The 23,725-nt window shown below is 67.9% G+C and carries 37 protein-coding genes; 2 read left to right on the top strand and 35 right to left on the bottom strand.

Annotated elements, in window-relative coordinates; genetic code table 11:
• The first annotated feature begins 5 nt into the window (after positions 1 to 5).
• Positions 6 to 980: a DUF389 domain-containing protein gene (locus ACFZAT_RS01510; RefSeq protein ID WP_391258474.1), complete on the top strand. Its 975-nt coding sequence runs from the start codon at positions 6 to 8 to the stop codon at positions 978 to 980.
• 52 nt (positions 981 to 1,032) lie between these two features.
• Here the strand turns inward: ACFZAT_RS01510 and glmM are convergent, their stop codons facing one another.
• From glmM to ACFZAT_RS01490, 4 genes are all read right to left on the bottom strand, one after another.
• Positions 1,033 to 2,391, bottom strand: coding sequence for a phosphoglucosamine mutase (gene glmM, locus ACFZAT_RS01505; RefSeq protein WP_391258471.1), 1,359 nt, complete (start codon positions 2,389 to 2,391; stop codon positions 1,033 to 1,035).
• A gap of 165 nt (positions 2,392 to 2,556) precedes the next feature.
• Entirely contained in the window at positions 2,557 to 3,081 is a 525-nt protein-coding gene (rpsI, locus tag ACFZAT_RS01500; RefSeq protein ID WP_018101205.1) for a 30S ribosomal protein S9, read from the bottom strand.
• Positions 3,082 to 3,126: 45 nt separating this feature from the next.
• Positions 3,127 to 3,570, bottom strand: a complete 444-nt coding sequence (rplM, locus tag ACFZAT_RS01495; protein WP_073964425.1) for a 50S ribosomal protein L13 — start codon at positions 3,568 to 3,570, stop codon at positions 3,127 to 3,129.
• Between the two features lie 220 nt (positions 3,571 to 3,790).
• Entirely contained in the window at positions 3,791 to 5,419 is a 1,629-nt protein-coding gene (locus tag ACFZAT_RS01490) for an ATP-binding cassette domain-containing protein (RefSeq protein ID WP_391260157.1), read from the bottom strand.
• Between the two features lie 58 nt (positions 5,420 to 5,477).
• On the opposite strand from ACFZAT_RS01490, the gene ACFZAT_RS01485 reads away from it, so the two are divergent.
• On the top strand, positions 5,478 to 6,326 hold the full coding sequence (locus ACFZAT_RS01485; RefSeq protein WP_391258466.1) for a hypothetical protein: 849 nt from the start codon (positions 5,478 to 5,480) through the stop codon (positions 6,324 to 6,326).
• On the opposite strand, the gene truA is transcribed toward ACFZAT_RS01485, so the two are convergent.
• The 31 genes from truA to rpsJ form a co-directional block, all read right to left on the bottom strand.
• Positions 6,323 to 7,177, bottom strand: a complete 855-nt coding sequence (truA, locus tag ACFZAT_RS01480; RefSeq protein WP_391258463.1) for a tRNA pseudouridine(38-40) synthase TruA — start codon at positions 7,175 to 7,177, stop codon at positions 6,323 to 6,325. The genes ACFZAT_RS01485 and truA overlap by 4 nt on opposite strands.
• Before the next feature lie 88 nt (positions 7,178 to 7,265).
• Positions 7,266 to 7,742: a 50S ribosomal protein L17 gene (rplQ, locus tag ACFZAT_RS01475; RefSeq protein WP_391258460.1), complete on the bottom strand. Its 477-nt coding sequence runs from the start codon at positions 7,740 to 7,742 to the stop codon at positions 7,266 to 7,268.
• Between the two features lie 180 nt (positions 7,743 to 7,922).
• Positions 7,923 to 8,945 carry a DNA-directed RNA polymerase subunit alpha gene (locus ACFZAT_RS01470; protein ID WP_003966937.1) on the bottom strand — a complete coding sequence of 341 codons (1,023 nt, stop codon included), beginning with the start codon at positions 8,943 to 8,945 and terminating at the stop codon, positions 7,923 to 7,925.
• Between the two features lie 137 nt (positions 8,946 to 9,082).
• On the bottom strand, positions 9,083 to 9,487 hold the full coding sequence (gene rpsK, locus ACFZAT_RS01465; RefSeq protein ID WP_003948617.1) for a 30S ribosomal protein S11: 405 nt from the start codon (positions 9,485 to 9,487) through the stop codon (positions 9,083 to 9,085).
• Between the two features lie 105 nt (positions 9,488 to 9,592).
• Entirely contained in the window at positions 9,593 to 9,973 is a 381-nt protein-coding gene (gene rpsM, locus ACFZAT_RS01460; protein WP_018101211.1) for a 30S ribosomal protein S13, read from the bottom strand.
• Positions 9,974 to 10,164: 191 nt separating this feature from the next.
• Positions 10,165 to 10,278, bottom strand: coding sequence for a 50S ribosomal protein L36 (gene rpmJ / locus ACFZAT_RS01455; protein WP_003956441.1), 114 nt, complete (start codon positions 10,276 to 10,278; stop codon positions 10,165 to 10,167).
• Positions 10,279 to 10,338: 60 nt separating this feature from the next.
• Entirely contained in the window at positions 10,339 to 10,560 is a 222-nt protein-coding gene (gene infA / locus ACFZAT_RS01450; protein ID WP_003956442.1) for a translation initiation factor IF-1, read from the bottom strand.
• A gap of 190 nt (positions 10,561 to 10,750) precedes the next feature.
• The gene (gene map / locus ACFZAT_RS01445) at positions 10,751 to 11,593 is read right to left on the bottom strand and encodes a type I methionyl aminopeptidase (RefSeq protein WP_391258457.1); all 843 of its coding nucleotides are present in this window, start codon (positions 11,591 to 11,593) and stop codon (positions 10,751 to 10,753) included.
• A gap of 129 nt (positions 11,594 to 11,722) precedes the next feature.
• On the bottom strand, positions 11,723 to 12,382 hold the full coding sequence (locus ACFZAT_RS01440) for an adenylate kinase (RefSeq protein ID WP_391258454.1): 660 nt from the start codon (positions 12,380 to 12,382) through the stop codon (positions 11,723 to 11,725).
• Positions 12,382 to 13,701, bottom strand: coding sequence for a preprotein translocase subunit SecY (gene secY / locus ACFZAT_RS01435; RefSeq protein ID WP_391260154.1), 1,320 nt, complete (start codon positions 13,699 to 13,701; stop codon positions 12,382 to 12,384). Before secY ends, ACFZAT_RS01440 begins: the two co-directional genes overlap by 1 nt.
• Positions 13,702 to 13,924: 223 nt before the next feature.
• On the bottom strand, positions 13,925 to 14,380 hold the full coding sequence (rplO, locus tag ACFZAT_RS01430) for a 50S ribosomal protein L15 (protein WP_018101215.1): 456 nt from the start codon (positions 14,378 to 14,380) through the stop codon (positions 13,925 to 13,927).
• 1 nt (position 14,381) lies between these two features.
• Positions 14,382 to 14,564 (bottom strand): 50S ribosomal protein L30, encoded by a 183-nt coding sequence (rpmD, locus tag ACFZAT_RS01425; protein ID WP_003966943.1) that lies wholly within the window; start codon positions 14,562 to 14,564, stop codon positions 14,382 to 14,384.
• Positions 14,564 to 15,169, bottom strand: coding sequence for a 30S ribosomal protein S5 (gene rpsE / locus ACFZAT_RS01420; RefSeq protein WP_391258451.1), 606 nt, complete (start codon positions 15,167 to 15,169; stop codon positions 14,564 to 14,566). The genes rpmD and rpsE overlap by 1 nt, the downstream gene beginning before the upstream one ends.
• Before the next feature lie 46 nt (positions 15,170 to 15,215).
• A complete protein-coding gene (rplR, locus tag ACFZAT_RS01415; RefSeq protein WP_111337428.1) occupies positions 15,216 to 15,599 on the bottom strand; it encodes a 50S ribosomal protein L18 in 384 nt (127 codons plus the stop codon).
• A 2-nt stretch (positions 15,600 to 15,601) separates the two neighbouring features.
• Positions 15,602 to 16,141 (bottom strand): 50S ribosomal protein L6, encoded by a 540-nt coding sequence (gene rplF, locus ACFZAT_RS01410; RefSeq protein WP_018101218.1) that lies wholly within the window; start codon positions 16,139 to 16,141, stop codon positions 15,602 to 15,604.
• 21 nt (positions 16,142 to 16,162) lie between these two features.
• Entirely contained in the window at positions 16,163 to 16,561 is a 399-nt protein-coding gene (gene rpsH, locus ACFZAT_RS01405; RefSeq protein ID WP_164399965.1) for a 30S ribosomal protein S8, read from the bottom strand.
• A gap of 224 nt (positions 16,562 to 16,785) precedes the next feature.
• Positions 16,786 to 16,971, bottom strand: a complete 186-nt coding sequence (locus tag ACFZAT_RS01400) for a type Z 30S ribosomal protein S14 (RefSeq protein ID WP_003948630.1) — start codon at positions 16,969 to 16,971, stop codon at positions 16,786 to 16,788.
• Between the two features lie 2 nt (positions 16,972 to 16,973).
• Positions 16,974 to 17,531: a 50S ribosomal protein L5 gene (gene rplE, locus ACFZAT_RS01395; RefSeq protein WP_018101220.1), complete on the bottom strand. Its 558-nt coding sequence runs from the start codon at positions 17,529 to 17,531 to the stop codon at positions 16,974 to 16,976.
• The gene (rplX, locus tag ACFZAT_RS01390) at positions 17,531 to 17,854 is read right to left on the bottom strand and encodes a 50S ribosomal protein L24 (RefSeq protein WP_003966949.1); all 324 of its coding nucleotides are present in this window, start codon (positions 17,852 to 17,854) and stop codon (positions 17,531 to 17,533) included. Before rplX ends, rplE begins: the two co-directional genes overlap by 1 nt.
• A gap of 2 nt (positions 17,855 to 17,856) precedes the next feature.
• Positions 17,857 to 18,225 (bottom strand): 50S ribosomal protein L14, encoded by a 369-nt coding sequence (gene rplN / locus ACFZAT_RS01385; RefSeq protein ID WP_003966950.1) that lies wholly within the window; start codon positions 18,223 to 18,225, stop codon positions 17,857 to 17,859.
• 101 nt (positions 18,226 to 18,326) lie between these two features.
• On the bottom strand, positions 18,327 to 18,614 hold the full coding sequence (gene rpsQ / locus ACFZAT_RS01380) for a 30S ribosomal protein S17 (RefSeq protein ID WP_018101221.1): 288 nt from the start codon (positions 18,612 to 18,614) through the stop codon (positions 18,327 to 18,329).
• Positions 18,614 to 18,838 (bottom strand): 50S ribosomal protein L29, encoded by a 225-nt coding sequence (gene rpmC / locus ACFZAT_RS01375; RefSeq protein WP_014047786.1) that lies wholly within the window; start codon positions 18,836 to 18,838, stop codon positions 18,614 to 18,616. The genes rpsQ and rpmC overlap by 1 nt, the downstream gene beginning before the upstream one ends.
• Positions 18,838 to 19,257, bottom strand: a complete 420-nt coding sequence (rplP, locus tag ACFZAT_RS01370) for a 50S ribosomal protein L16 (protein ID WP_018101222.1) — start codon at positions 19,255 to 19,257, stop codon at positions 18,838 to 18,840. The genes rpmC and rplP overlap by 1 nt, the downstream gene beginning before the upstream one ends.
• Positions 19,258 to 19,262: 5 nt before the next feature.
• Entirely contained in the window at positions 19,263 to 20,099 is an 837-nt protein-coding gene (gene rpsC, locus ACFZAT_RS01365; protein WP_018101223.1) for a 30S ribosomal protein S3, read from the bottom strand.
• Positions 20,099 to 20,446, bottom strand: a complete 348-nt coding sequence (rplV, locus tag ACFZAT_RS01360) for a 50S ribosomal protein L22 (protein ID WP_004571827.1) — start codon at positions 20,444 to 20,446, stop codon at positions 20,099 to 20,101. The genes rpsC and rplV overlap by 1 nt, the downstream gene beginning before the upstream one ends.
• 40 nt (positions 20,447 to 20,486) lie before the next feature.
• Positions 20,487 to 20,768: a 30S ribosomal protein S19 gene (gene rpsS, locus ACFZAT_RS01355; protein ID WP_018101224.1), complete on the bottom strand. Its 282-nt coding sequence runs from the start codon at positions 20,766 to 20,768 to the stop codon at positions 20,487 to 20,489.
• Between the two features lie 12 nt (positions 20,769 to 20,780).
• Positions 20,781 to 21,617: a 50S ribosomal protein L2 gene (gene rplB / locus ACFZAT_RS01350; RefSeq protein WP_073964434.1), complete on the bottom strand. Its 837-nt coding sequence runs from the start codon at positions 21,615 to 21,617 to the stop codon at positions 20,781 to 20,783.
• Between the two features lie 38 nt (positions 21,618 to 21,655).
• Positions 21,656 to 21,979, bottom strand: a complete 324-nt coding sequence (rplW, locus tag ACFZAT_RS01345; protein ID WP_003966958.1) for a 50S ribosomal protein L23 — start codon at positions 21,977 to 21,979, stop codon at positions 21,656 to 21,658.
• Positions 21,979 to 22,626: a 50S ribosomal protein L4 gene (rplD, locus tag ACFZAT_RS01340; protein WP_143621221.1), complete on the bottom strand. Its 648-nt coding sequence runs from the start codon at positions 22,624 to 22,626 to the stop codon at positions 21,979 to 21,981. The genes rplW and rplD overlap by 1 nt, the downstream gene beginning before the upstream one ends.
• A 4-nt stretch (positions 22,627 to 22,630) precedes the next feature.
• Positions 22,631 to 23,275, bottom strand: a complete 645-nt coding sequence (gene rplC, locus ACFZAT_RS01335; RefSeq protein WP_018101228.1) for a 50S ribosomal protein L3 — start codon at positions 23,273 to 23,275, stop codon at positions 22,631 to 22,633.
• Between the two features lie 13 nt (positions 23,276 to 23,288).
• Entirely contained in the window at positions 23,289 to 23,597 is a 309-nt protein-coding gene (gene rpsJ, locus ACFZAT_RS01330; RefSeq protein WP_003948644.1) for a 30S ribosomal protein S10, read from the bottom strand.
• Between the last annotated feature and the right edge of the window lie 128 nt (positions 23,598 to 23,725).

Here is a 23,725-nt window from a genome sequence, read left to right as displayed (position 1 = left end):
GCCCCGTGCTGCATCTGCGTCTGCTCGTCCCCGCCGACCGCACGGACGAGGTGACGAACCTGCTGGAGCGGACCGTCGGCACCACACACCTCGCGGTGCTGCCGGGGGTCGCGCGCGACCCGGTGGGCGACATCGTGCTGTGCGACGTGGCGCGCGAGGCGGGCGACGAGCTGATCGCCGAGCTGCGCAGGATCGGGCTCGACGACTTCGGTGCGATCACCGTCGAGAACATGGACCTGACGCTCTCCGCGCGCGCCGACCGGGCGGAGGAGGAGGCGCCGGGCGAGGGGTCGGACGCGGTGCTCTGGGAGGAGCTGGTCGAGGCCACCCACGACGACTCGACGTTCAGCGCCACCTATGTCGCGTTCCTCGCGGTGGCGACGATGCTCGCCGCCTGCGGGGTGATGCTGGACAACGCGATCCTGATCGTGGGCGCGATGGCGGTGGGCCCCGAGTTCGGGCCGCTCGCCGGGATCTCGACGGCGCTGGTGCAGCGCGCCCCGCACCTGGTGTGGCGCTCGCTGATCGCGCTGATCGGCGGGTTCGCCGCGGCGATGCTGCTGACGGTGGGCTTCGCCTGGCTGATGGACGCCTTCGGGCTGTTCGACCGCGGGATGATCGAGGGGAAGCGGCCGAACACCGCGTTCGTCTGGCAGCCGGACTGGATGTCGTTCGTCGTGGCGTTCCTGGCCGGCATCGCGGGGACGCTCTCGCTGACCTCGGCGAAGTCCGGCGCGCTCATCGGGGTCGCGATCTCGGTGACGACCGTACCGGCGGCGGCCAACGCGGCGGTGGCCTTCAGCTACCGGGACTACAGCCAGATGACCGGGTCCGTCCAGCAGCTGCTGGCGAACCTCGGCGGGATCGTGGTCGCGGGCACGCTGACGCTGCTGGTGCAGAAGGCGCTGTGGCGGACGACCCGCCGCCACCAGCGGGCCCATCAGCGCGCCCACACGAAGCCCACGGCACCGACGCACTGACAGCGGCTGCGGAAGGGGCGGGCGCGCCCGCGAGAGCGCCCGCCCCTACCCTCTAGCCCAGCGCCGACTTCACGACGTCCGCCAGCTGCCCCGCCACCGTGCGGGCCTGCTCGATGTCCGCCGCCTCGACCATGACCCGCACCAGCGGCTCCGTGCCCGAGGGGCGCAGCAGCACGCGGCCGGTGTGGCCCAGCTCGCGCTCGGCGTCCGCGACGGCGGCGGCCACCTCCTGCGAGGTGTGCACGCGGGACTTGTCGACGTCCGGGACGTTGACCAGGACCTGCGGCAGGCGCTCCATGACCCCTGCCAGCTCGGCGAGCGGGCGGCCCGTCGCGGCGACCCGGGCGGCGAGCATCAGGCCGGTCAGGGTGCCGTCGCCGGTCGTGGCGTGGTCCAGGACGATGACGTGGCCGGACTGCTCGCCGCCCAGCGCGTAGCCCTCGGCCTTCATGGACTCCAGGACGTAGCGGTCGCCGACGGCCGTCTGGACGAGCTGGATGCCCTCGCGCTCCATGGCCAGCTTGAAGCCGAGGTTCGACATTACGGTGCCGACCACGGTGTCCCGGCGCAGCTGTCCGGCCTCGCGCATGGCGAGGGCCAGCACGGCGAGGATCTGGTCGCCGTCGACCTCCTCGCCCGCCGCGTCCACGGCCAGGCAGCGGTCGGCGTCGCCGTCGTGCGCGATGCCCAGGTCCGCGCCGTGCTCGACGACGGCGGCGCGCAGCAGGGCCAGATGGGTGGAGCCGCAGCCGTCGTTGATGTTCAGCCCGTCCGGCTCGGCGCCGATCGTGACGACCTCGGCCCCGGCGCGGGCGAACGCCTCGGGCGAGACGCGGGCGGCGGCGCCGTGCGCCTCGTCCAGGACGACCTTCAGGCCGTCGAGGCGGTTCGGGAGGACGCCGATGAGGTGGGCGACGTACCGGTCGAAGCCCTCCACGTAGTCCGTGACGCGGCCGACGCCGGCGCCGGTGGGGCGGGTCCACGGCTCACCGGTGCGGTGCTGCTCGTAGACCGTCTCGATGCGGTCCTCCAGCTCGTCGGCGAGCTTGTGGCCGCCCCGGGCGAAGAACTTGACACCGTTGTCCGGCATGGCGTTGTGGCTGGCGGAGAGCATGACCCCGATGTCGGCGCCGAGCGCGCCGGTCAGGTAGGCCACGGCCGGGGTCGGCAGCACGCCGACGCGCAGGACGTCGACGCCCGCGCTCGCCAGGCCGGCCACCACGGCGGCCTCCAGGAACTCTCCGGAGGCGCGTGGGTCACGGCCGACCACGGCCGTCGGCCGATGGCCCTCGAAGGTGCCCGCCTCGGCCAGTACGTGTGCCGCGGCCACCGAGAGGCCGAGCGCGAGCTCGGCCGTCAGGTCCGCATTGGCGACACCGCGCACGCCGTCCGTGCCGAAGAGTCGTCCCACTGGTGTCCTCCGAAAGTGCTCCGAAACGCAAAAGATCAGATCACGCAACCAACAAGCCTATGAACGCCTTATGCCGTTATATGCCCGAGGATGTCGATAAACGAACGCCCCGGCAGCACGAGAGGTGCCGCCGGGGCGAACGTGTAACGCGGATGAGCAGGCGGTTTAGCGCTTGCTGTACTGCGGGGCCTTGCGGGCCTTCTTGAGACCGGCCTTCTTGCGCTCGACCGCACGGTCGTCGCGGGAGAGGAAGCCGGCCTTCTTCAGGGTCGCGCGGTTGTTGTCCACGTCCGCCTCGTTCAGCGCGCGGGCCACACCCAGGCGCAGGGCGCCGGCCTGACCCGAGACGCCGCCACCCGCGATGCGGGCGATGACGTCGTAACGGCCGTCGAGCTCGAGCACCTTGAAGGGCTCGTTGACTTCCTGCTGGTGCACCTTGTTCGGGAAGTAGCTCTCGAGGGTGCGACCGTTGATCTTCCACTTGCCGGTGCCCGGAACGATCCGGACGCGGGCGATGGCGTTCTTGCGACGGCCCAGGCCGGCGGCGGGCTGCGGGTCGCCGAAGCGGCCGGCGAGCGACTCGGAGGTGTACTCACCCTCGACGGGGACCTCGGACTCGAAGGTGGTCACCTCGGCGAAGGTCTCCTCGCCCTCGGTGCCCTCGACGGTCTCAACAGTGGTCTCGGCCACGATTCTCCTCAGATCTTTCTTTATGTCTTTGGGGGGAGGCCGGAACTACTGCGCGACCTGGGTGATCTCGTACGGGACCGGCTGCTGCGCAGCGTGCGGGTGCTGGTCGCCCGCGTAGACCTTCAGCTTCGAGATCATCTGACGGCCCAGGGAGTTCTTGGGGATCATGCCCTTGATGGCCTTCTCGACGGCCTTCTCGGGGTTGTTCGCGAGCAGGTCGTCGTAGCGCACGGAGCGCAGACCGCCCGGGAACCCGGAGTGGCGGTACGCCATCTTCTGGGTCCGCTTGTTGCCGGACAGGTGAACCTTGTCGGCGTTGATGATGATGACGAAGTCGCCCATGTCCATGTGGGGGGCGTAGATCGCCTTGTGCTTGCCTCGCAGGAGGTTCGCAGCCGTGGTGGCGAGACGGCCCAGGACGATGTCCTGCGCGTCAATGATGTGCCACTGGCGGGTCACATCGCCGGGCTTGGGGCTGTACGTACGCACTTCGTAGCCTTCGCTTCTTCAGTGGATGGGGTCCAGACACACGACACCTCTGAAGCGATCATGCAGCTGGGGCACACAATGCCGGGGCGATGCCCGTATGCGAGCCACTGGTAACTGCTCCAGAGAACCTGCGCACGGTGCGCGCCATGAAGACGCAGCCCATACGCATAACAAACGTCGAGACTACCCGTCCGGCCCGGGACGGGTCAAAACGCGTCCCCTACCGCGCCCGCTCGACCCGCCGCTCGTCCCACACCGGCTCCGAGGTCTCGCGGACGACCCCGTCCGAGCCGAAGACCAGGTACCGGTCGAAGCTCTTCGCGAACCACCGGTCGTGCGTCACCGCGAGCACCGTGCCCTCGTACGCCTCCAGGCCGTCCTGCAACGCCTCCGCCGACTCCAGGTCCAGGTTGTCCGTCGGCTCGTCCAGCAGCAGCGCGGTCGTGCCGGACAGCTCCAGGAGCAGGATCTGGAACCGGGCCTGCTGCCCGCCGGACAGCTTCTCGAACGGCTGGTCCCCCTGCCGCTCCAGCTCGTAGCGGCGCAGCACGGACATCGCCCCGCCCCGGTCCTTCGCCTGCTCGGTCCACAGGATGTCGACCAGCGTGCGGCCCAGCAGCTCCGGGTGCGCGTGGGTCTGCGCGAAGTGCCCGGGGACCACCCGCGCACCGAGCTTCCACTCCCCCGTGTGCGCGACGGGCTCGCCCGCGAGGAGCCGCAGGAAGTGGGACTTGCCGGACCCGTTGGAGCCGAGGACCGCGACCCGTTCCCCGTAGAAGACCTCCAGGTCGAACGGTTTCATCAGGCCGGTCAGCTCCAGCCCCTTGCAGGTCACCGCCCGCACCCCGGTCCGGCCGCCGCGCAGCCGCATCCGGATGTCCTGCTCGCGCGGCGGCTCCGGCGGCGGGCCCGCCTCCTCGAACTTCCGGAACCGGGTCTGCATCGCGTGGTAGCGGCTCGCCATGTCGGGGCTGATCGCCGCCTGCTGGCGCAGCCGGTGCACGAGCGCCTTCAGCCGCTTGTGCTCCTCCTCCCAGCGCCGCAGCAGCTCCTCGAAGCGGGCGAACCGCTCCTTGCGGGCCTGGTGGTACGTGTCGAAGCCGCCGCCGTGGACCCAGACGTCGCTGCCGGCCGGGCCCGGCTCCACGCTGACGATCTTCTGCGCGGCACGGGACAGCAGCTCCCGGTCGTGGGAGACGAAGAGCACCGTCTTGCGGGTCTCCCTCAGCCGCTCCTCCAGCCACCGCTTGCCCGGCACGTCCAGATAGTTGTCCGGCTCGTCCAGGAGCAGCACCTCGTCGGGCCCCCGCAGCAGGGCCTCCAGGACCAGCCGCTTCTGCTCACCGCCGGAGAGCGTGCGCACCTCGCGCCACTGCGCCTTCTCGTACGGGACGCCGAGCGCGGCCATGGTGCACATGTCCCACACCGTCTCGGCCTCGTAGCCGCGCGCCTCCGCCCAGTCGCTCAGCGCCTGCGCGTACGCCATCTGCGCGGCCTCGTCGTCCACGGTGAGGATGCGCTCCTCGGCCCGGTCGACGGCGAGCGCGGCCTCCCGGATACGGGGCTGCGCCACGGAGACCAGCAGGTCGCGCACGGTGCGCTCGTCGCGGACCGAGCCGACGAACTGGCGCATCACGCCGAGCCCGCCGCTCACCGACACCGAGCCGCCGTGCGGCTGGAGCTCCCCGGCGAGCAGCCGCAGCAGCGTGGTCTTGCCGGCGCCGTTCGCCCCGACGAGGGCGACGACGGCACCGTCGGCCACCCGGAAGGAGGCATCGCCGAGCAGCACCCGCCCGTCCGGAAGGTAGTACTCAAGGTGGCCCGCTTCGAGATGTCCCATGCAGAGCATTGTCACGGGCGCCGCGCGGTTGGCCCAACCGGATTACGCGGCGTCTAGGATGCGCGGCATGAGCTTTGGGGACGGGGGGCCCTCCGGGGGGCCCGGGAACGGCGGCACTCCCGACTGGGAGGCGCTGGCCGATGCCTCCGCGGCCCGCGCCCGGCGCAAGAAGTGGCTGCTGATCGGCGGCGGGGCCCTCGCCACGGCGGCCGTGGCCGCGGTCGTGGCGACGGCGGTGATCTCCGCGAACGGCTCCGGCGGCCGGGCCGGGGAGCACGCGAGCGAGCTGCCCACGGCAGACGACCCGCCGACCGGGCTCCCCGCCCCCGATCCGTCCTTCTCGTCGGTGGCGCCCCCGCCCCCGCCGGACCCCCGCGACTACATAGCCGACGTGAAGAAGGACCGGCTGCCGGTCGACGTGGACGCCTTCTTCCCCGACGCCGAGCTGACCGCCGGAGGCCGTACGTACGCCAGGGGCGCCACCCACCGCACCGAGCAGTGCGCGGCGACCACCCAGGGCGCGCTGGGCGCGATCCTCACCGCCAACGGCTGCGACCAGGTCATCCGGGCCACGTACAGCCGCGACGGCGTGGCGGTCACCGTCGGCATCGCGGTCTTCGACACGGAGGCCCGGGCGAAACGCGCCGCGCGGCTGGCGACCGGCGGGCTGGCCTCGCTGAGCGGCTCGGGCGTCCCGGTCTTCTGCCGCGACGGCGTGATCTGCCGCCGCACCGCGAACTCGTACGGCCGGTACGCGTACTTCACGGTCGGCGGCTTCACGGACGGCCGCAACGCCACCAAGGCCGACAAGGACGTCTACACGACCGGCGACGACCTGACGGACTACACGTTCCGCCGCATCCGCCACCGCGGCGAGGTCCAGGCGTCGGCCGCCGCCGACATCACGACGACCTAGCAGCAGCCCGCCCCCGGCAGCGTCCGCACGTTGCGCGCCTCCACCGCGCGCGCCGCCAGCAGCCCGTCGGCCGGGTACGCGACCTCCTCCAGCGTCAGCCCGTGCGGGCGCACCACGTGCACCCCGGGATCACGCACCGCGGCGGCCAGCACCTCGGCCGGCCAGGGGTCGGGGCGCCGCCCGTCGCCGACGAAGAGCATCGCCCCGACGAGGGCGCGCACCATGTTGTGGCAGAACGCGTCCGCCTGCACGGTCCCGGTGATGATCCCGGTCTCCGCGTCGCGCACCCAGTGCAGCTTCTGGAGCGTCCGGATCGTCGTCGCGCCCTCGCGCTTCTTGCAGTACGCGGCGAAGTCGTGCTCCCCGGTCATCCGCGCCGCCGCGGCGTTCATCGCGGCCACGTCCAGCGGCCGGTCGTGCCAGAGCACATGGCCCCGGACGAGGGGGTCGACGCCGCCGGGGCGGTCGGCGATGCGGTACGCGTACCGGCGCCACAGCGCGGAGAACCGGGCGTTGAACCCGGGCGCCGCCTCCGCGATCCGCCAGACCCGCACATCGGGGGCCATCCGCCCGGCCAGCCGCCGCAGCAGCTTCTCCTCGTGCTCGGCCCAGACCTCTTCCGGCAGGTCGACATGGGCGACCTGGCCCCGGGCGTGCACCCCCGCGTCGGTGCGGCCGGCCACCGTCAGGTCGTACGTGCGTGAGGAGCGGGTCACGGTCCGCAGCGCATCCTCGATCTCGCCCTGGACCGTCCGCCGCGCGGTCTGCTTCGCCCAGCCCGAGAAGTCCTTGCCGTCATAGGCCAGGTCCAGCCGTACCCGTACGGAACCGGGCTCCACCTCGTCACTCACCAGCGCATCCTCTCAAGATCCCGCACAGCCGAACGGGCCCGCACCGCCCCGGAGGGTGATGCGGACCCGTTCAGTGGTTCCGGAACGCTCAGGCGTCCTGCGCGTCCTCGGTGGACTCGACCGGGGTCTCGTCCTTCTTGGCCGCGTCTTCCTTGACCGCACGCTTGGTGGCGGCCTCGGCCTCACCGGTGGCCTGCTGCGCCACGGTCAGCGCCTCGACCAGTTCGATGACGGCCATCGCGGCGTTGTCGCCACGACGGTTGCCGATCTTGGTGATGCGGGTGTAACCACCGGGGCGGTTCTCGTACCGCGGGGCGATCTCGGTGAAGAGCGTGTGGACGACGCCCTTGTCCGTGATCGACTGCAGCACCAGGCGACGGTTGTGGATGTCGCCCTTCTTCGCCTTGGTGATGAAACGCTCCGCGACCGGACGCAGGCGGCGGGCCTTGGCCTCGGTCGTGGTGATGCGGCCGTGCTCGAACAGCGACTTCGCGAGGTTGTTGAGAAGAAGCTTCTCGTGCGCGGCGCTGCCGCCCAGACGGGCACCCTTGGCGGGCTTCGGCATGGGTTTTCTCCTTTTGTGCTGCACCGGCCGTATCAGGTACCGATGTCAGTTCCCACGCGGCGGCCGCCGCGCGGAAGTGTGTGCATCCGGCCGGACCGATCAAGCCCGTCCGGCGATTGAGGACAGAGCCCTCGCCCGGACCGGGGCACCCAAAAACGGGCACCCCAGCCCGGAGGCGTACTAGTACTGCTCGGTCTCCACGAAACCCGCGTCCGCGTCGTCGTCGGCGCCGAAGGCGTCCGCCGCGGCGGTCGGGTCGAAGCCGGGAGGCGAGTCCTTCAGCGCCAGGCCCATACCGGCCAGCTTCGCCTTGACCTCGTCGATCGACTTCGCACCGAAGTTGCGGATGTCGAGCAGGTCCGCCTCGGAGCGGGCCACCAGCTCGCCCACCGAGTGGATGCCCTCGCGCTTCAGGCAGTTGTACGAGCGGACCGTGAGCTCCAGCTCCTCGATCGGCAGCGCCAGGTCCGCCGCGAGCGCGGCGTCCGTCGGCGACGGGCCCATGTCGATGCCCTCGGCGTCGATGTTGAGCTCGCGCGCCAGACCGAACAGCTCGACCAGGGTCTTACCGGCCGAAGCCATCGCGTCACGCGGACGCATGGCCTGCTTGGTCTCGACGTCGACGATCAGCTTGTCGAAGTCGGTGCGCTGCTCGACACGGGTCGCCTCGACCTTGTACGTGACCTTGAGCACCGGCGAGTAGATGGAGTCGACCGGGATACGGCCGATCTCCTGGCCCACCTGCTTGTTCTGGACGGCGGAGACGTAGCCGCGACCGCGCTCGACGGTCAGCTCCATCTCCAGCTTGCCCTTGCCGTTCAGCGTGGCGAGGACGAGGTCCGGGTTGTGCACCTCGACACCGGCCGGCGGAGCGATGTCCGCGGCGGTGACCAGGCCGGGGCCCTGCTTGCGCAGGTACATCACGACGGGCTCGTCGTGCTCCGAGGAGACGACCAGCTGCTTGATGTTGAGGATGAGGTCGGTCACGTCCTCCTTGACGCCCGGCACGGTGGTGAACTCGTGCAGGACACCGTCGATGCGGATGCTGGTGACGGCGGCACCCGGGATCGAGGAGAGGAGCGTGCGGCGCAGGGAGTTGCCGAGCGTGTAGCCGAAGCCCGGCTCCAGCGGCTCGATGACGAACCGCGAGCGGAATTCGTCGACGACCTCTTCGGTCAGCGACGGACGCTGAGCGATAAGCATGCTGTGATCCTTCAGTCGGGGGCACCCACTATTTGATGCCCGACAGATGTAACAAGGGTACGGGCGGTACGCCCCCGAAGGGGTGTACCGCCCGGACCCGGCGCTACTGGCGCACGGCCGTCACCGGCCGTGACGACTCAGACGCGGCGACGCTTCGGCGGACGGCAGCCGTTGTGCGGCGTCGGGGTGACGTCCTGGATCGAACCGACCTCCAGGCCGGTGGCCTGGAGCGAACGGATCGCGGTCTCGCGGCCGGAGCCCGGACCCTTCACGAAGACGTCGACCTTGCGCATGCCGTGCTCCTGCGCGCGGCGGGCGGCCGACTCGGCGGCCATCTGCGCGGCGAAGGGGGTGGACTTGCGCGAGCCCTTGAAGCCGACGTGGCCGGCGGAGGCCCAGGAGATCACGTTGCCCGTGGGGTCCGTGATCGAGACGATCGTGTTGTTGAACGTGCTCTTGATGTGCGCGTGGCCGTGAGCGACGTTCTTCTTTTCCTTGCGACGCACCTTCTTGGCTGCGCCCTGACGTCCCTTGGGGGGCATGTCTTGACTCCAGATGGAGAGGGGAGGTGATCGGTCCTACAGCGAAGACCGCTGGTTGCTGCGGAGGCCGGATGTGCCGGTCGCCCGCAGTGCGTCCGCTGAGGACTACTTCTTGCCGGGCTTCTTCTTGCCGGCGATCGCGCGACGCGGACCCTTGCGGGTACGGGCGTTGGTGCTGGTGCGCTGGCCGTGGACCGGCAGACCGCGACGGTGACGGAGACCCTGGTAGCAGCCGATCTCGACCTTGCGGCGGATGTCGGCCTGGATCTCGCGGCGGAGGTCACCCTCGGTGCGGAGGTTGGCGTCCACGTACTCGCGGATCTTGACCAGGTCCTCTTCGGCCAGGTCACGAACGCGGGTGTTCGGGTTCACGCCGGAGGCGGCGAGGATCTCCTTGGACCGGGTGCGCCCGATACCGAAGACGTAGGTGAGGGCAACCTCCACGCGCTTTTCGCGCGGGATGTCAACACCTGAAACGCGTGCCATTCAATGGCTCCAGTTGTTAAGTCGGGGGTCTTCCGCAGAACCACTCCCGACCGCCGACCCCTCGCTGGGAGAGGTGGTACGTCCGGGTCCCCGGCCCCCGCCGGAGGTGCCGTCAGCCGTGGCTTGGACGGGCTCTGCGTATGTACGTGTTACGTGCGTCGCGCGAACTGCGAGATGCAGGGGGTCGTGCGTCAGCCCTGGCGCTGCTTGTGGCGCAGGTTGTCGCAGATGACCATGACCCGGCCGTGACGGCGGATCACCTTGCACTTGTCGCAGATCTTCTTGACGCTCGGCTTGACCTTCATGGGATGTCAGGTTCTCCGGGTCAGTGCCCACGCCCGCAGGGAAGCGGGCGGCGGCAAGATCTACTTGTAGCGGTAGACGATCCGGCCACGCGTCAGGTCGTACGGAGAGAGCTCCACGACGACCCGGTCATCCGGGAGGATGCGGATGTAGTGCATACGCATCTTGCCGCTGATGTGCGCGAGGACCTTGTGACCGTTCTGGAGCTCCACCTTGAACATGGCGTTCGGGAGGGACTCGATCACGGTGCCCTCAATTTCGATGGCACCTTGCTTCTTGGCCACGCTTCGCCCTTCGAATCGGCTACCTTGATCGACTTACGTACCCCGCATGCGGACACACGGATGCACGAGAGCCGACGAGTCAGTCTACGTCAGCGGACTCCCAAAGGCGAATCCGTCAAGTTTGCCCACCCGGGGAGATCCTTAGACCTCCCCCGAGGCCCCAATCAGGTGATGGGGTCTCGCCTGATCCTCAAGACCTTGCGGAAGGGTCCGGCGCCGTCTCGACGCCGTACTGCGCCAGCTTCTCGCGGCCGCAGTCCGGGGCGGTGAGGACCAGCGGGCCCTGCTCCGTGAGGGCGATGGAGTGCTCCCAGTGCGAGGACCAGGTGCCGTCCGTGGTGATCACGGTCCACTCGTCCTCCAGCACCTCGGTGTGCGGGGTGCCCAGCGAGACCATGGGCTCGATGGCCAGGCAGAGGCCCGGGACCAGCTTGACGCCCTTGCCGCGCTTGCGGGAGACGTAGTTCAGCAGGTGCGGGTCCATGTGCATCTCGGTGCCGATGCCGTGCCCGCCGTAGTCCTCGATGATCCCGTACTTGCCGGTGGCGGGACGGGGCTGGCGGCGGATGTAGGACTCGATCGCCTTCGAGATGTCGACCAGGCGGTTGTTGACCTTCATCGCGGCGATGCCGGCCCACATCGACTCCTCGGTCACCCGGGAGAGCTCGATCAGCTCCGGCGCGTGCCCCGTACCGACGAAGGCGGTGTACGCGGCGTCGCCGTGCCAGCCGTCCACGATCGCGCCGGCGTCGATGGAGATGATGTCGCCGTCCTTCAGGACCGTCTTGTCGTCCGGGATGCCGTGGACGACGACCTCGTTCACCGAGGTGCAGATGGTCGCGGGGAATCCGCCGTATCCGAGGAAGTTCGACTTCGCGCCGTGGTCGGCGATCACCTTGCGGGCGACCTGGTCCAGGTCGCGGGTGGTGGCGCCGGGCACCGCCGCCTCACGGGTGGCCGCGTGGATGGCAGCGACCACCAGCCCCGCCTCGCGCATCTTCGCGATCTGCTCGGGGGTCTTGATCTGCACCATGCTGCGGCGCCTTTCCGGTGGGACGGTGAACGGGGGCGGGTCTTCCACGATACGCGGCGGCAAGCAGTCGGCCGCGGCGTCCGAGGACGCCGCGGCCGGCTTGTACTGCGGGTGCTGCGAGGCGGGCGCTCAGTCCTCCGCGGACTTCTTCAGCGCCTCCATGGCCCGGTCGGTCACCTCGGTGACCTTGCCGAGCGCGGAGATGGTGACCACCAGGTCCTGCGCCCGGTAATAGTCGATGATCGGCTCGGTCTGCGTGTGGTAGACCTCCAGCCGGGTGCGCACCGTCTCCTCGCTGTCGTCGTCGCGCTGGTACAGCTCGCCGCCGCAGGTGTCGCAGACGCCCTCGGTCTTCGGCGGGTTGTACGTGGCGTGGAAGACGTGCGCGCTGTCGTTGCGGCAGATGCGGCGACCCGCGATCCGCTTCACGACCTCGTCCTCGGGGACCTCCAGGTCGAGCACGGCGTCCAGCTTCACGCCCTCGTCCTTGAGCATCACATCCAGAGCCTCGGCCTGACCCACGTTGCGCGGGAAGCCGTCGAGCAGGAAGCCGTTGACCGCGTCCGGCTGGGCCATGCGGTCCTTGGCCATCCCGATCGTCACCTCGTCCGGCACCAGCTGCCCCGCGTCCATGTAGGCGCGGGCCTGCTTGCCAAGGTCGGTGCCCTGGCTGATGTTGGCGCGGAAGAGGTCGCCCGTGGAGATGTGCGGAATCGACAGGTTCTTGGCAAGGTACGCGGCCTGCGTTCCCTTGCCGGCACCCGGCGGGCCGACGAGGACGATTCGCATCAGCGGAGGAACCCTTCGTAATTGCGCTGCTGGAGCTGACTCTCGATCTGCTTCACGGTCTCCAGACCCACACCCACGATGATGAGGATGCTCGTCCCGCCGAACGGGAAGTTCTGGTTAGCGCCACCGAAGCTTGCCAACGCCATCGTCGGCACCAGAGCGATCAGACCCAGGTACAGCGAGCCCGGCCAAGTGATCCTGTTGAGCACATAGCTCAGGTACTCGGCAGTAGGTCGACCAGCCCGGATACCCGGGATGAAGCCACCATACTTCTTCATGTTGTCGGCGACTTCCTCGGGGTTGAACGAGATCGCCACGTAGAAGAAGGCGAAGAACACGATCAACAGGAAGTAGGCCGTCATGTAATACGGGTGGGTGCCCTTGGTCAGGTTGTCCTGGATCCAGATCGCCCAGCCGGCCTTGGAGTTGGAGAACTGGACGATCAGTGCCGGGATGTAGAGCAGCGAAGAAGCGAAGATGACGGGAATCACACCCGCCTGGTTCACCTTCAGCGGGATGTAGGTGGAGGTGCCACCGTACGAACGGCGTCCGATCATGCGCTTCGCGTACTGCACCGGGATACGGCGCTGGGCCTGCTCGACGAAGACGACGAGGGCCACCATGACGAAGCCGACCAGGATGACGGTGAAGAACTCGATCCAGCCGTCCGCCAGCTTGCCGCTGGTCTTGATGGCCCACATGGCCGACGGGAAGGTCGCGGCGATCGAGATGAACATCAGGATCGACATGCCGTTGCCGATGCCGCGGTCGGTGATGAGCTCACCGAGCCACATGACGGCGGCGGTGCCGGCGGTCATCGTGATGACCATCGTGATGGTCGTGAAGAGCGAGTCGTTCGGGACGATCTGGTCGGCGACCGGGCAGCCGCTGAAGAGCGCGCCGCTGCGGGCGGTGGCGACCAGGCCGGTGCCCTGGAGGATGGCGAGCGCGACCGTCAGATAACGCGTGTACTGCGTGATCTTCGCCTGGCCGGACTGCCCCTCCTTCTTGAGCGCCTCGAGTCGGGGGATGACCACGGTCAGCAGCTGGAGAATGATGCTGGCCGTGATGTACGGCATGATGCCGAGCGCGAAGATCGTGATCTGCAGCAGCGCACCACCGCTGAACATGTTCACCAGGCCGAAGAGGCTGTTGTTGCCCTTGCTGGCCTGATCAACACAGGTCTGCACGTTCTCGTAGCTCACGCCCGGTACCGGGACGTGGGCCCCGAGCCGGTAGAGCACGATGATGCCGAGAGTGAAGAGCAGCTTCTTGCGCAGGTCGGGCGTCTTGAACGCCCGGGCGAAGCCGGTGAGCACGGTGCCTCCTGCGACCCCCGCGCAGAGCGTAGAGGTGACGGTCTTGAGGATCGACGGATACGTAAAAGCCAAGGAGCCCGGGCGCGTGCGCCCAGGGGATACCACAGCAACGGACGCCACCTTACCGGCGTACATGCCCCCCTAGGAACGACCAACCGGGGATGCCCCATTTGAGAGGGCATCCCCGGTCGGATGTTCAGGTCACCTAAGTGTCCGAGTTGTCTCAGACGAGCTCGGTGACGGTACCGCCGGCGGCGGTGATCTTCTCCTTGGCGGAGCCGGAGACGGCGTCAACCGAAACCTGCAGCGCCACGGAGATCTCGCCCTGTCCGAGGACCTTGACGAGGTGGTTGTTGCGCACGGCGCCCTTGGCGACCAGGTCGGCCACCGTGACCTCTCCACCCTCGGGGTAGAGCGTCGCGAGCTTGTCCAGGTTCACGACCTGGTACTCCGTGCGGAACGGGTTCTTGAAGCCCTTGAGCTTCGGCAGACGCATGTGGAGGGGCATCTGCCCACCCTCGAAGCGCTGCGGAACCTGGTAACGGGCCTTGGTGCCCTTGGTACCACGACCAGCGGTCTTACCCTTGGACGCCTCACCACGACCCACACGGGTCTTGGCGGTCTTGGCACCCGGGGCAGGCCGGAGGTCATGGGCCTTCAGCGGCTTGTTCTCCGCCATGTCAGTCGACCTCCTCAACCGTCACGAGGTGGCGGACGGTGTGCACCATGCCGCGGAACTCGGGGCGGTCCTCCTTGACAACCGAGTCGTTCAGGCGCTTGAGCCCGAGCGAACGCAGGGTGTCGCGGTGGTTCTGCTTGCTGCCGATGTACGACTTCGTCTGCGTGATCTTGAGGCGAGCCATTACGCACCCGCTCCCGCACGCGCACGAAGCAGGGCCGCGGGGGCGACGTCCTCGAGGGGCAGACCGCGGCGGGCCGCGATCTCCTCGGGACGCTGCAGGCCCTGGAGGGCCGCCACGGTCGCGTGCACGATGTTGATCGGGTTCGACGACCCGAGCGACTTCGACAGGATGTCGTGGACGCCGGCGCACTCGAGAACGGCGCGCACCGGGCCACCGGCGATCACACCGGTACCGGGGGAAGCCGGCTTGAGCAGGACGACGCCCGCAGCCTTCTCACCCTGGATCGGGTGAGGGATGGTGCCCTGGATACGCGGGACCTTGAAGAAGTTCTTCTTGGCCTCTTCCACGCCCTTGGCGATGGCCGCGGGAACTTCCTTGGCCTTGCCGTAACCGACACCGACGGTGCCGTCACCATCGCCCACCACGACCAGCGCGGTGAAGCTGAAGCGACGACCACCCTTCACAACCTTGGCGACTCGGTTGATCGCGACGACGCGCTCGACGTACGCGGTCTTCTCGGCGGCGGTAGCGCCGCCGTCACGGCCCTTCCGGTCCCGCCGCTCGCCGCCACCGGCACCGCTTCCGCGGCGCTGGGGTCCAGCCATTGGATTTACCTCTCTCTGTTACGTCCGCTGTGCGTAGGAACCGGGGCTAGAACTTCAGCCCGGCTTCACGGGCGGCGTCAGCCAGAGCGGCAATCCGCCCGGCGTACTGGTTACCACCGCGGTCAAACACGACGGCCTCGACGCCTGCGGCCTTGGCACGCTCGGCGACCAGGGCGCCGACCTGCTTGGCCTGGCTGCTCTTGTCGCCCTCGCCACCACGGATGGAGACGTCCAGGGTCGACGCCGACGCGAGCGTGTGGCCCGCGATGTCGTCGATGACCTGAGCCACCATGTGGCGGTTGGAGCGGGTCACGACCAGGCGCGGACGCTCCGGCGAGCCGGAGATGTGCTTGCGGACGCGGATGTGGCGCCGCTTGCGAGCCGCGCGCTTGTACGCGTCGCCCTTGGCGATCTTCACGCCGTATGCCATGGCTACTTACCAGCCTTTCCGACCTTGCGGCGGATGACCTCGCCGGCGTACTTGACGCCCTTGGCCTTGTACGGGTCAGGCTTCCGCAGCTTGCGGATCTTGGCCGCGGTCTCGCCGACCTTCTGCTTGTCGATGCCCTCGACGGTGAACTTCGTGGGGGTCTCCACCTTGAAGGTGATGCCCTCCGGGGCCTCGATCAGGATCGGGTGGCTGTAGCCCAGGGCGAACTCCAGGTTGGAGCCCTTCGCCTGGACGCGGTAACCGACACCGCTGATCTCGAGCGCCTTGATGTATCCCTGGGTCACACCGGTGATCATGTTCGCCACCAGCGTGCGGGACAGGCCGTGAAGGGCCTTGTTCTGACGCTCGTCGTTCGGGCGGACGACGTTCAGGACGCCGTCCTCACCCTTGGTGACCTCGATCGGCGACGCGACGGTGTGCGTGAGGGTGCCCTTGGGGCCCTTCACGTTGACCGTGCGGCCATCGATGGTGACGTCCACACCGGCGGGAACCTGGATGGGGAGCTTGCCGATTCGCGACATGAGCTATTCCTCCGTTCCCGACTACCAGACGTAGGCGAGGACTTCCCCACCTACGCCCTTCTTCTGAGCCTGCTGGCCGGTCAGGAGACCGTGGGACGTGGAGATGATCGCCACGCCCAGGCCGCCGAGGACCTTCGGCAGGTTGGTGGACTTTGCGTAGACACGCAGACCCGGCTTCGAAATACGCTTGATGCCGGCGATCGAGCGCTCGCGGTTCGGACCGAACTTCAGGTTCAGGACGAGGTTCTTGCCGACCTCGGCGTCCTCGACCTTCCAGCCGGTGATGAAGCCCTCCTGCTGGAGGATCTCCGCGATGTGCGACTTGATCTTGCTGTGCGGCATCACGACGTCGTCGTGGTACGCCGAGTTCGCGTTGCGCAGACGCGTGAGCATGTCTGCGATGGGATCAGTCATGGTCATGAGTTGGCCTTCGGCCTCTCTCGCCGGGGTTTCCTGTATGCGCCATCCCTCTCCCCGCTCAGAGGCGGGACGGGTGCGGTGCGGGGACCTACGGCGTAGTAAGTCGGTCATGGGCGGCAGGCGCCCAACCCTGCAAGCCTACGGCATGCGGGGCCGGGCTCCTGCCGACCAGATGCTTACCGAGAGTCTCCGGTGATTCCCAACGCCCAAAGGGCGAAGGAGAATTACCAGGAGCTCTTGGTCACGCCCGGCAGCTCGCCGCGGTGAGCCATCTCACGAAGGCACACGCGGCACAGGCCGAACTTGCGGTAGACGGAGTGGGGCCGGCCGCAGCGCTGGCACCGGGTGTAACCCCGGACGCCGAACTTCGGCTTACGGGCGGCCTTAGCGATCAGAGCCTTCTTCGCCACGGTCAGTTCTCCTTGAACGGGAAGCCGAGGTGACGAAGGAGGGCACGACCCTCGTCGTCATTGGTCGCCGTGGTGACCACGGTGATGTCCATGCCCCGGACCCGGTCGATCTTGTCCTGGTCGATCTCGTGGAACATGACCTGCTCCGTGAGACCGAAGGTGTAGTTGCCACGGCCGTCGAACTGCTTGGGCGACAGGCCGCGGAAGTCACGGATACGCGGCAGCGCGAGCGACAGCGTACGGTCCAGGAACTCCCACATGCGGTCACCGCGGAGGGTGACGTGGCAGCCGATCGGCTGCCCCTCGCGCAGCTTGAACTGCGCGATCGACTTGCGGGCCTTGGTGACGGCCGGCTTCTGACCGGTGATCGTGGTGAGGTCCTTGACGGCACCGTCGATCAGCTTGGAGTCGCGGGCGGCGTCGCCCACACCCATGTTGACCACGATCTTGACCAGACCGGGAATCTGCATGACGTTCTCGTAGGAGAACTCCTCACGCAGCTTGCCGGCGATTTCCTCGCGGTAGCGCGTCTTGAGACGCGGCGCGGTGGTGGTAGTCATCAGATGTCCTCACCGGTGCGCTTGGCAACACGGATCTTGTTGCCCTCGTCGTCAAAGCGGTAGCCGACGCGAGTAACGACCTTGTTGCCGTCCTTCTCAACAACCAGCTGCACGTTGCTGACGTGGATCGGGGCCTCGGTCGTCACAATGCCACCGGTCTGCGAACCGCGAGCGGTCTGGCCGGCCTTGGTGTGCTTCTTGACCCGGTTGACACCCTCGACGAGGACGCGGTCCTGAGCGGGGTAGGCCACGATGACCTTGCCCTGCTTGCCCTTGTCCTTACCGGTGATGACCTGTACCAGGTCGCCCTTCTTGATCTTCATGCTTACAGCACCTCCGGCGCGAGCGAGATGATCTTCATGAACTTCTTCTCGCGCAGCTCACGGCCCACCGGGCCGAAGATACGGGTGCCGCGGGGGTCGCCGTCGTTCTTCAGAATGACGGCGGCGTTCTCGTCGAAGCGGATGTACGAGCCATCCTGGCGACGACGCTCCTTGACGGTGCGAACGATGACCGCCTTGACGACGTCACCCTTCTTCACGTTGCCACCGGGGATCGCGTCCTTGACGGTGGCGACGATGACGTCACCGATGCCCGCGTAGCGGCGACCCGAGCCACCGAGAACACGGATGGTGAGAATTTCCTTCGCACCCGTGTTGTCGGCGACGCGCAGTCGCGACTCCTGCTGGATCACGTCTATCTCCTGATCGTCTGCCGGTTCCCGGCAGGGGCCCCGCTAACGGGTGCCCCTGCCGAGCCTGGCGGAACTGACCTGAGGGGAAGTCCCCTCAGGAATTACTTGGCCTTCTCGAGGATCTCGACGATGCGCCACCGCTTCGTGGCGGACAGCGGCCGGGTCTCCATCAGGAGGACGCGGTCGCCGACGCCGGCGGCGTTCTGCTCGTCGTGGGCCTTGAGCTTGTTCGTACGGCGGATGACCTTGCCGTACAGCGCGTGCTTCACGCGGTCCTCGACGGCGACGACGACGGTCTTGTCCATCTTGTCGCTGACGACGAGGCCCTCGCGGGTCTTGCGGAAGCCGCGCTCGGCGGTCTTGCTCTCAGTCACAGTCTTCTCGCTCATCAGACGCTCTCCACCGTCTCGATACCGAGCTCGCGCTCGCGCATCAGGGTGTAGATCCGGGCGATGTCCTTACGGACGGACTTGAGCCGACCGTGGTTCTCGAGCTGGCCCGTCGCCGCCTGGAAGCGGAGGTTGAACAGCTCTTCCTTGGCCTCGCGGAGCTTGTTGAGGAGCTCCTCGTTGCCCAGCTCGCGCAGCTCGGACGCCTTGGTACCGGCCGACATCACGCTTCACCTGCCTCGCGCTTGACGATCCGGCACTTCATCGGCAGCTTGTGGGCCGCACGAGTCAGCGCCTCACGGGCGATCTTCTCGTTGGGGTACGACAGCTCGAACATGACGCGTCCGGGCTTGACGTTGGCGATCCACCACTCCGGGGAACCCTTACCGGAACCCATGCGGGTCTCGGCAGGCTTCTTGGTGAGGGGACGGTCCGGGTAGATGTTGATCCAGACCTTGCCGCCACGCTTGATGTGACGCGTCATGGCGATACGAGCGGACTCGATCTGACGGTTCGTCACGTACGCCGGGGTCAGCGCCTGGATGCCGTACTCGCCGAACGCAACCTGCGTGCCACCCTTGGACATGCCGCTGCGCTTCGGGTGGTGCTGCTTGCGGTGCTTGACCCTACGGGGGATCAGCATTTCGGTCAGGCCTCCGTTCCGGTGCTCTCAGCAGCCGGAGCAGCGGCGGTCGCCTCGGCCTTGGGGGCCTCGGCGGCCGGAGCCGACTGCTGCGGCTTGCGGCCGCGGCCGCCACGCTCGCCACCGCGGCCACCGCGGCCGGCCGGGCGGTCAGCGCCGCCACGGGCCGGGCGGTTGCCCGCACGGGCAGCAGCGTTCTCGGCGCGGACCTCGGCGATGTTCTTGACGTCGCCCTTGTAGATCCAGACCTTCACGCCGATGCGGCCGAAGGTCGTCTTGGCCTCGAAGAAGCCGTAGTCGACGTTCGCGCGGAGCGTGTGCAGGGGCACACGGCCCTCGCGGTAGAACTCCGAGCGGGACATCTCGGCGCCGCCGAGGCGACCGCCGCACTGGACCTTGATGCCCTTGGCGCCGGCCTTCATCGTGCTCTGCATGCTCTTGCGCATGGCACGACGGAAGGAGACGCGGGAGGAGAGCTGCTCGGCGACGGCCTGGGCCACCAGCTGAGCGTCCACCTCGGGGTTCTTGACCTCGAGGATGTTCAGCTGGACCTGCTTGCCGGTCAGCTTCTCCAGCTCGCCGCGGATGCGGTCGGCCTCGGCGCCGCGGCGGCCGATGACGATGCCCGGGCGAGCGGTGTGGATGTCGACGCGGACGCGGTCGCGGGTGCGCTCGATCTCAACCTTCGAGATGCCGGCGCGCTCCATGCCCTTCGTCATCATGCGACGAATGGCGACGTCTTCCTTGACGTAGTCCTTGTACAGCTTGTCGGCGTACCAGCGGGACTTGAAGTCCGTGGTGATGCCGAGCCGGAACCCGTGCGGGTTTACCTTCTGGCCCATTACCGGGTTCCTTCCTTGCTGCTGACGACCACGGTGATGTGGCTGGTCCGCTTACGGATCCGGTAGGCACGGCCCTGGGCACGCGGACGGAACCGCTTCAGGGTCGGGCCCTCATCCACGTACGCCTCGCTGATGACCAGCGAAGAGGCGTCGGTGTGGTCGTAGTTGTGTGCGGCGTTGGCAATGGCGCTGTCCAGCACCTTGCCGACCGGCACGCTCGCGGCCTGCGGGGCGAAACGCAGGACCGCCTGAGCCTCCGTGGCGTCCATGCCACGGATGAGGTCCACCACGCGGCGGGCCTTCATGGGCGTGACGCGGATGTACCGCGCCTGGGCCCTGGCTTCCATGGTTGTCCCTTCGGTGTAAGTCATAGTCAGTCACCCCGCGTTAGCGGCGCTTCGACTTCCGGTCGTCCTTGACGTGGCCGCGGAAGGTGCGAGTCGGCGAGAACTCGCCGAGCTTGTGGCCGACCATCGACTCGGTGACGAACACCGGGACGTGGATCTTGCCGTTGTGCACCGCGATGGTGTGACCCAGCATGGCCGGGACGATCATCGAGCGACGGGACCAGGTCTTGATGACGTTCTTGGTGCCGGCCTCGTTCTGTACGTCCACCTTCTTGGCGAGGTGGCCGTCGACGAAGGGCCCCTTCTTGAGACTGCGCGGCATCTAAACCCGCTCCTAGCGCTTCTTGTTCGTCTTGCGGCGGCGGACGATGTACTTGTTCGACGCCTTCTTGGGCGAACGAGTACGACCTTCCTTCTTACCCCACGGCGAAACCGGGTGACGGCCACCGGAGGTCTTACCCTCACCACCACCGTGCGGGTGGTCGACCGGGTTCATCACGACACCACGGACGGTCGGGCGGACGCCCTTCCACCGCATACGGCCGGCCTTGCCCCAGTTGATGTTCGACTGCTCGGCGTTGCCGACCTCGCCGATGGTGGCGCGGCAGCGGGCGTCGACCAGGCGGATCTCACCCGACGGCATACGAAGGTGGGCCATGGTGCCCTCCTTCGCCAGCAGCTGCACGGAGGCACCCGCGGAGCGGGCGAACTTCGCGCCGCCGCCGGGCCGCAGCTCGATGGCGTGGATGGTCGTACCGACCGGGATGTTGCGCAGCGCCAGGTTGTTGCCGGGCTTGATGTCGGCGGCCGGGCCGTTCTCGACACGGTCGCCCTGCGTCAGGCCACGCGGCGCGATGATGTAGCGCTTCTCGCCGTCCGCGTAGTGCAGGAGCGCGATGCGCGCGGTGCGGTTGGGGTCGTACTCGATGTGCGCGACCTTGGCCGGCACGCCGTCCTTGTCGTGACGACGGAAGTCGATCACGCGGTAGGCGCGCTTGTGGCCACCACCCTGGTGGCGAACGGTCACACGACCGGTGTTGTTACGGCCGCCCTTGTTGTGCAGGGGGCGGACCAGCGACTTCTCCGGCGTGGACCGCGTGATCTCGACAAAGTCGGCGACGCTGGAGCCACGACGGCCCGGGGTCGTCGGCTTGTACTTGCGGATACCCATTTCTCAGTCCTCGTCCGATTCCGGACGACTCGGCCTCACTAGGAGGTCGGGCCGCCGAAGATGTCGATACGGTCGCCCTCAGCGAGGGTCACGATGGCGCGCTTCGTGTCGGCGCGCTTGCCGAAACCGGTGCGGGTGCGCTTGCGCTTGCCCTGGCGGTTGATCGTGTTGACCCCGGTGACCTTGACCGAGAAGACCGCCTCGACGGCCTGCTTGATCTGGGTCTTGTTGGAGCCCGGCGCGACGATGAACGTGTACTTGTTCTCGTCGAGCAGCGCGTAGCTCTTCTCCGAGACAACCGGCTTGACGAGAACGTCGCGCGGGTCGGAGTAGGTCTTGCTGGTAACGGTCGCCTCGCTCATCAGGCGTCGCTCCCTTCGGTCTCGGTCTGGGGGCCAGACACGAAGGACTCGAAGGCGGCCTGGGTGAAGACCACGTCGTCAGAGACGATCACGTCGTACGTGTTCAGCTGGCCCGGCTCCAGGATGTGCACCTGGGGCAGGTTGCGTGCGGAGAGCCACGCGGCCTCGTCGTTGCGGTCGACGACCAGGAGCAGGTTCTTGCGCTCCGAGATCTTGCCGAACAGCGTCTTGGCGGCCTTCGTGGAGATCCCACCCTCGACCACGCCGGTGACGACGTGGATACGGGAGTGACGCGCCCGGTCGGAGAGGGCACCGCGGAGGGCGGCGGCCTTCATCTTCTTCGGGGTGCGCTGCGAGTAGTCACGCGGCTGCGGGCCGTGGACGACGCCACCGCCGACGAACTGCGGCGCACGGGTCGAACCCTGGCGCGCGCGGCCGGTGCCCTTCTGGCGGTACGGCTTGCGCCCACCACCGCGGACCTCGCCACGGGACTTGGTCTTGTGCGTGCCCTGACGGGCAGCTGCCAGCTGTGCGACGACGACCTGGTGGATCAGCGGAACGCTGGTCTTCGCGTCGAAGATCTCCGCGGGGAGCTCGACGGTACCGGCCTTGTCGCCTGCCGGCGAAAGGATGTCAATGGTGCTCATTACCTCAAGCCCCCTTGGCCGCGGTACGGACCAGGACGAGGCCGCCGTTCGGACCGGGGACCGCGCCCTTGATGAGGAGCAGACCCTTCTCCGCGTCAACCGCGTGGATGGTCAGGTTCTGGGTGGTGACGCGCTCGTTACCCATGCGACCGGCCATGCGCATGCCCTTGAAGACACGCCCAGGGGTGGCGCAGCCACCGATCGAACCGGGGGAACGGTGCTTGCGCTGCACGCCGTGACCGGCGCCGAGGCCCCGGAAGTTGTGACGCTTCATGACACCGGCGAAGCCCTTGCCCTTGCTCTTGCCCGTGACGTCAACCTTGACGCCGGACTCGAACACCTCGGCATTGATCTCCTGGCCGAGCGTGTACTCGCTGGCGTCAGGAGTGCGGATCTCCACCAGGTGGCGGCGCGGGGTGACGTCGGCCTTGGCGAAGTGACCCTTGAGGGGCTTGTTCACCTTGCGCGGGTCGATCTCGCCGAAGGCGATCTGCACCGACTCGTAGCCGTCGCTGTCGTTCGTACGGACCTGCGTCACGACGCACGGACCGGCCTTGACGACGGTCACCGGGACGACCCGGTTGTTCTCGTCCCAGACCTGGGTCATGCCGAGCTTCTCGCCCAGGACGCCCTTGATGTTCTTGCTCATCTCGGCCGTCCCCTCAGAGCTTGATCTCGATGTCGACGCCAGCCGGCAGGTCGAGACGCATCAGCGAGTCAACCGTCTTCGGCGTGGGGTCGAGAATGTCGATGAGGCGCTTGTGCGTGCGCATCTCGAAGTGCTCGCGAGAGTCCTTGTACTTGTGCGGCGACTTGATGACGCAGTACACGTTCTTCTCAGTGGGCAGCGGCACCGGGCCCGCGACCGACGCACCAGTGCGGGTCACCGTCTCGACGATCTTCTTCGCCGAGGAGTCGATGACCTCGTGGTCGTAGGCCTTGAGCCGGATGCGGATCTTCTGTCCCGCCATGGCTACTAGTAGTCCTGTCTCTCGTTTAACGCTCTGGAACCCGGGGTTCTGGTATCCCCCACCTCCGACCCACGCGGTCGGGCGTGTCGCATCCCCTCTACGCAGAAGTCCCGAAGGATTTCCCAACC

The sequence above is a fragment of the Streptomyces sp. NPDC008163 genome, assembly GCF_042956885.1.
GTDB classification, from domain to species: Bacteria; Actinomycetota; Actinomycetes; order Streptomycetales; family Streptomycetaceae; genus Streptomyces; species Streptomyces drozdowiczii_A.
Note: the sequence above shows the minus strand (reverse complement) of the source record. Positions and strands in the feature narration are given on the sequence as shown.

Bases quoted from the DNA above. Each gene is read 5' to 3' on its own strand.
- ACFZAT_RS01490 (WP_391260157.1), bottom strand. From the start codon at position 5,419: ATGCTCTGCATGGGACATCTCGAAGCGGGCCACCTTGAGTACTACCTT.
- ACFZAT_RS01485 (WP_391258466.1), top strand. From the start codon at position 5,478: ATGAGCTTTGGGGACGGGGGGCCCTCCGGGGGGCCCGGGAACGGCGGC.
- rplQ (WP_391258460.1), bottom strand. From the start codon at position 7,742: ATGCCGAAGCCCGCCAAGGGTGCCCGTCTGGGCGGCAGCGCCGCGCAC.
- ACFZAT_RS01470 (WP_003966937.1), bottom strand. From the start codon at position 8,945: ATGCTTATCGCTCAGCGTCCGTCGCTGACCGAAGAGGTCGTCGACGAA.
- rpsK (WP_003948617.1), bottom strand. From the start codon at position 9,487: ATGCCCCCCAAGGGACGTCAGGGCGCAGCCAAGAAGGTGCGTCGCAAG.
- rpsM (WP_018101211.1), bottom strand. From the start codon at position 9,973: ATGGCACGCGTTTCAGGTGTTGACATCCCGCGCGAAAAGCGCGTGGAG.
- rpmJ (WP_003956441.1), bottom strand. From the start codon at position 10,278: ATGAAGGTCAAGCCGAGCGTCAAGAAGATCTGCGACAAGTGCAAGGTG.
- map (WP_391258457.1), bottom strand. From the start codon at position 11,593: ATGGTGCAGATCAAGACCCCCGAGCAGATCGCGAAGATGCGCGAGGCG.
- ACFZAT_RS01440 (WP_391258454.1), bottom strand. From the start codon at position 12,382: ATGCGAATCGTCCTCGTCGGCCCGCCGGGTGCCGGCAAGGGAACGCAG.
- rplO (WP_018101215.1), bottom strand. From the start codon at position 14,380: ATGGCGGAGAACAAGCCGCTGAAGGCCCATGACCTCCGGCCTGCCCCG.
- rpmD (WP_003966943.1), bottom strand. From the start codon at position 14,564: ATGGCTCGCCTCAAGATCACGCAGACGAAGTCGTACATCGGCAGCAAG.
- rpsE (WP_391258451.1), bottom strand. From the start codon at position 15,169: ATGGCTGGACCCCAGCGCCGCGGAAGCGGTGCCGGTGGCGGCGAGCGG.
- rplR (WP_111337428.1), bottom strand. From the start codon at position 15,599: ATGGCATACGGCGTGAAGATCGCCAAGGGCGACGCGTACAAGCGCGCG.
- rplF (WP_018101218.1), bottom strand. From the start codon at position 16,141: ATGTCGCGAATCGGCAAGCTCCCCATCCAGGTTCCCGCCGGTGTGGAC.
- rpsH (WP_164399965.1), bottom strand. From the start codon at position 16,561: ATGACCATGACTGATCCCATCGCAGACATGCTCACGCGTCTGCGCAAC.
- rplE (WP_018101220.1), bottom strand. From the start codon at position 17,531: ATGACTACCACCACCGCGCCGCGTCTCAAGACGCGCTACCGCGAGGAA.
- rplX (WP_003966949.1), bottom strand. From the start codon at position 17,854: ATGAAGATCAAGAAGGGCGACCTGGTACAGGTCATCACCGGTAAGGAC.
- rpsQ (WP_018101221.1), bottom strand. From the start codon at position 18,614: ATGAGCGAGAAGACTGTGACTGAGAGCAAGACCGCCGAGCGCGGCTTC.
- rpmC (WP_014047786.1), bottom strand. From the start codon at position 18,838: ATGTCGGCCGGTACCAAGGCGTCCGAGCTGCGCGAGCTGGGCAACGAG.
- rplP (WP_018101222.1), bottom strand. From the start codon at position 19,257: ATGCTGATCCCCCGTAGGGTCAAGCACCGCAAGCAGCACCACCCGAAG.
- rpsC (WP_018101223.1), bottom strand. From the start codon at position 20,099: ATGGGCCAGAAGGTAAACCCGCACGGGTTCCGGCTCGGCATCACCACG.
- rplV (WP_004571827.1), bottom strand. From the start codon at position 20,446: ATGGAAGCCAGGGCCCAGGCGCGGTACATCCGCGTCACGCCCATGAAG.
- rpsS (WP_018101224.1), bottom strand. From the start codon at position 20,768: ATGCCGCGCAGTCTCAAGAAGGGGCCCTTCGTCGACGGCCACCTCGCC.
- rplB (WP_073964434.1), bottom strand. From the start codon at position 21,617: ATGGGTATCCGCAAGTACAAGCCGACGACCCCGGGCCGTCGTGGCTCC.
- rplW (WP_003966958.1), bottom strand. From the start codon at position 21,979: ATGAGCGAGGCGACCGTTACCAGCAAGACCTACTCCGACCCGCGCGAC.
- rplD (WP_143621221.1), bottom strand. From the start codon at position 22,626: ATGAGCACCATTGACATCCTTTCGCCGGCAGGCGACAAGGCCGGTACC.
- rplC (WP_018101228.1), bottom strand. From the start codon at position 23,275: ATGAGCAAGAACATCAAGGGCGTCCTGGGCGAGAAGCTCGGCATGACC.
- rpsJ (WP_003948644.1), bottom strand. From the start codon at position 23,597: ATGGCGGGACAGAAGATCCGCATCCGGCTCAAGGCCTACGACCACGAG.